The 3,661-nt window shown below is 44.3% G+C and carries 4 protein-coding genes; all 4 read left to right on the top strand.

The window, feature by feature from the left end; translation table 11 throughout:
* Window positions 1–390 precede the first annotated feature (390 nt).
* Window positions 391–1,272, top strand: coding sequence for a response regulator (locus tag IQ257_RS29030; RefSeq protein ID WP_193882422.1), 882 nt, complete (start codon window positions 391–393; stop codon window positions 1,270–1,272).
* Between the two features lie 37 nt (window positions 1,273–1,309).
* On the top strand, window positions 1,310–1,600 hold the full coding sequence (locus IQ257_RS29025; RefSeq protein ID WP_193882419.1) for a circadian clock KaiB family protein: 291 nt from the start codon (window positions 1,310–1,312) through the stop codon (window positions 1,598–1,600).
* Window positions 1,601–1,660: 60 nt separating this feature from the next.
* A complete protein-coding gene (gene kaiC / locus IQ257_RS29020; RefSeq protein WP_193882416.1) occupies window positions 1,661–3,175 on the top strand; it encodes a circadian clock protein KaiC in 1,515 nt (504 codons plus the stop codon).
* Between the two features lie 27 nt (window positions 3,176–3,202).
* Window positions 3,203–3,661: response regulator (locus IQ257_RS29015; RefSeq protein WP_193933468.1), on the top strand; the 459-nt coding region annotated here is incomplete at its 3' end.

Raw genomic sequence — 3,661 nt, 5'->3', positions numbered from 1 at the left:
TGTCAGTTAGGCAGTGTTAGCCTGTGAACAGAGTGCTGCCGACAGTTCTGGATGAAGCAGGAAGAAAGCATCAAAGTGTACAACTATTTATAGTGTTGAGTAGCTTTGAGTAGGTCTTTTGTAACGGCTTTATAGCTAATTTGCTTTCCCCAGTTTTTCTGCCACGACTTGACAGAAACTTTCTCCATTTTGAAGTTATTGCCTTGACCGGGCTATCAAGTTCCCGTGTGTTTTCCTCGTATAAACTTTTACTATGAATAATGAAGTGGCGCTCAGACCTTCTCCTTATCTATAGTATTTTTAGATGATTCGTGTACAGCCAAAGCACTGAAAGTCTTACTGAGAAAGGGTTGCTTGTTTACATCTCCAGTAAAAATGCTATATATATCTATGCTCGATCACCCTTGCCGAGTCTTACTGGTCGAAGATGACCCGGACGATCTCGAAAAACTCCACAACTTGCTAGCCAATGCCAAATCTCCTTCATTTAGCCAGGGATTTGACGTGATCTGTGCTGAGACATTAGATCAGGGACAACAACAGTTAGCACAAGAAGATATCGATGTTGTCCTTTTAGACTTAATGTTACCGGATAGTCGGGGCATGAATACCTTGAACCAGATGCAGAACGTCGCTCCTGAAGTACCCATTATTGTCCAGACTGTCTTAGAAGATGAAGCCATTGCGGTCAAAGTATTAGAATTGGGGAGTTGTGGTTGTTTACCCAAAGGGAAGCTCGATCGAAATTTGCTGGTGTATGCGATTCGTTCTGCCCTAGAACGACGACAGCAACTAGCGGCACTAGAAGAAGAGCTAAACTCCTCTCGGCAGGAGCAGGAGATACAACTGCTAGAACAGTTAATCGCTGGGTCAACCCACCTAAGCAATCAACTACCCGGTTGGGAACCCATAGGGCAACGAATACCGGATGTTTTTGAGGAACTGGTTCAAGGCTATGGTGATTTGATGGATGAGGCTTTAGAGCAAAGTGCGTATAAAGTTGATTGTCAGGTTTCTCAAAAACTTAGTACGCTAGCGGAACAGGTCGGTTTACTAAAAGGCACTCCCCGCGATATTATTGAAATTCACACCCAAGCTTTGAAGCAAAAAACTCAAGGCGTTGGCTTACGCAAAGCTCAAGCTTATACCAGAGAAGGTCGCTTTTTGCTGTTGGAATTGATGGGTAACTTAGCAACCTACTATCGACGATACTTTATCGGATTAAATAAAATTAATCTGGCAAAGAACTACGATGAAATCAATTCGAAATGAAAAAATAAAGTCAAAAGCTGTTCAGCAAAAATTAAGCATGTCCGAGCGATATTTACTCAAGCTTTATGTGACCGGACGTAGCCCCAGATCCCAACGAGCGATCGCTAATTTACAAAAACTCTGCGAGGAAGAACAGCTAAATGGAGCGGAAATGTTCATTATTGATGTCCTTGAACAACCGCAGCTAGCTGAAGAGGAACACATTTTGATGACCCCAACGTTAATCAAAGAACTTCCTCTCCCCGTACAGCGCATTATTGGTGATTTATCAGACAGGAAAACCGTATTATTTGGACTCAACGTTATGGCAAATCAGCAAAAATATTGAATCATTGACTGATACGAATTAAATTTTTTTTATTAGCTTGAATCTCACACTCACAAAGTAATGAGCGAACGGAACGAACAAAATTATATTGAGAAGGTAATAACAGGCATTCCCGGCTTTGATCTCTTATCCGAAGGTGGATTACCAAAAGGTCGAACAACCTTAGTTGCTGGCACGGCAGGTAGTGGCAAGACAATTTTCGCCTGTCAATTTCTCGCCGAGGGCATTACCGAAGGGCAACATGGAGTATTTGTCACCTTTGAAGAATCCCCAAAAGCAATTCGCAAAAATATGTGGGGGTTCGGTTGGGATATCCAGCAATGGGAAGAGGAAGGCAAATGGGTATTTGTTGATGCGTCTCCCAAACAAGGCGAGAAACCCTTGGTTAGTGGTGAATACGACCTCGGTCCCTTGCTAGCTCGGATTGAATATGCTACTAAACGGATCAACGCCCAACGTGTCTCTATGGATTCCTTGGGAGCTGTCTTTAGTGCCGTACCTGATAGCACCCAAATCCGGGGCGACTTATTTAATATTGCTGTAGCCCTCAGGGAGCGGGAGATAACAGCAATACTAACCTCAGAACGAACTCAAGACTACGGTGATATCAGTCGCTATAGTGTTGAAGAGTTTGTAGCTGACAATGTGATTATCTTGAGGAACGTGCTAGCCGCAGAGAAGCGTCACCGCACCATAGAAATTCTTAAGTACCGGGGTACGTCCCACCAACATGGGGAATTTCCCTTTACAATTATTCCTGAGCAAGGCTTTGTAGTCATTCCTTTTTCTACGATCCTGCTAGAGCAACGCTCAAGCAATGTTCGTATCACCTCAGGTAATGCAGAACTGGATGCCATGTGTGGGGGTGGCTTCTTCCGGGATTCAATTGTCCTCGTATCGGGAGCTACGGGTACAGGGAAGACTTTAAGGGCGACCGAATTTATTGCTGGTGGAGTTAAGAATGGAGAACGGTGCTTGTTATTTGCCTTTGAAGAAAGCCGAGAGCAGCTCTTTAGAAATGCTGTGGGTTGGAACATCGACTTCGCTCAAATGGAACAAGGGGGAATGCTTAAGGTAGTCTGTCGGTATCCAGAAACAACTGGACTCGAAAATCATTTGGTGAGAATGCAACAGCTTATTGAGGAGTTTCAACCTCAGCGGGTAGCTGTCGATAGTATTTCTGCCCTAGAGCGGTCTTCTAGTTTTAAGAAGTTTCGAGAGTTTATCCTCAGCCTAAATGCCTTAATTAAACAGGGGCAAATTGCCGCTCTTTTTACCTCTAATACCAACTCATTAATCGGTGGTAGATCCATCACAGAAGCGCACATTTCGACTAATACTGACTCGATTATTTTGCTGCGCTATGTAGAAGTCTATGGTGAAATTCGTCGGGGGCTAACGGTTCTAAAAATGCGCGGGTCAATGCATGATAAGGAAATTCGCGAGTTCTGTATTGATAGTCAAGGGATGCACATTGGTAGACCTTTTCGGAATGTGACGGGTATCCTAGCTGGTAATCCCAGCTATGTTGATGAGAGCGAAATAGAACGCCTCAGTGGTTTGTTTGACGAGTAAACTATTCAGTGAGTAGGGAGGTATACAATGACGTCAAAGGATTGCCGCAGTAATAGAGAGCATTCGCTCGATTCAAACCCAACCATAGCTGCTACTACGATTAATCTTTTAATCCTGCAAGAATCGCCCCGAGAAACAGAAAGGATTCTGTCAGTATTGCGTGGGGCTCGATACAGTCTTTTCTGGCAGGCTGTCACCACTCAAGCTGATTACCTGACTCATCTCAATCCAAGTATTGACTTGATTGTGGCTAACGGGAACTTAGTAGAATTCAATGTTATTGAGGCACTCTCACTCTTACAAGAGCAAGGATTGAACATTCCTTTGATTGTCGTCAATGGCGATGCCAACGCCTCTGTTGCTGTAGATTGTATGAAAGCGGGAGTAAGCGACTACCTGCTTTCCGAGCAACTGACGCAACTCCCCTTGGCAGTCAAGCGGCTGTTCCCATCCCAACCCGTCTCCTATACACATCTGACGCTGCCG

Source organism: Coleofasciculus sp. LEGE 07092 (assembly GCF_015207375.1).
Lineage (GTDB): Bacteria > Cyanobacteriota > Cyanobacteriia > Cyanobacteriales > Coleofasciculaceae > LEGE-07092.
The sequence above is the reverse complement of the archived record's forward strand: the minus strand, read 5'-3'. Positions and strand labels throughout refer to the sequence as shown.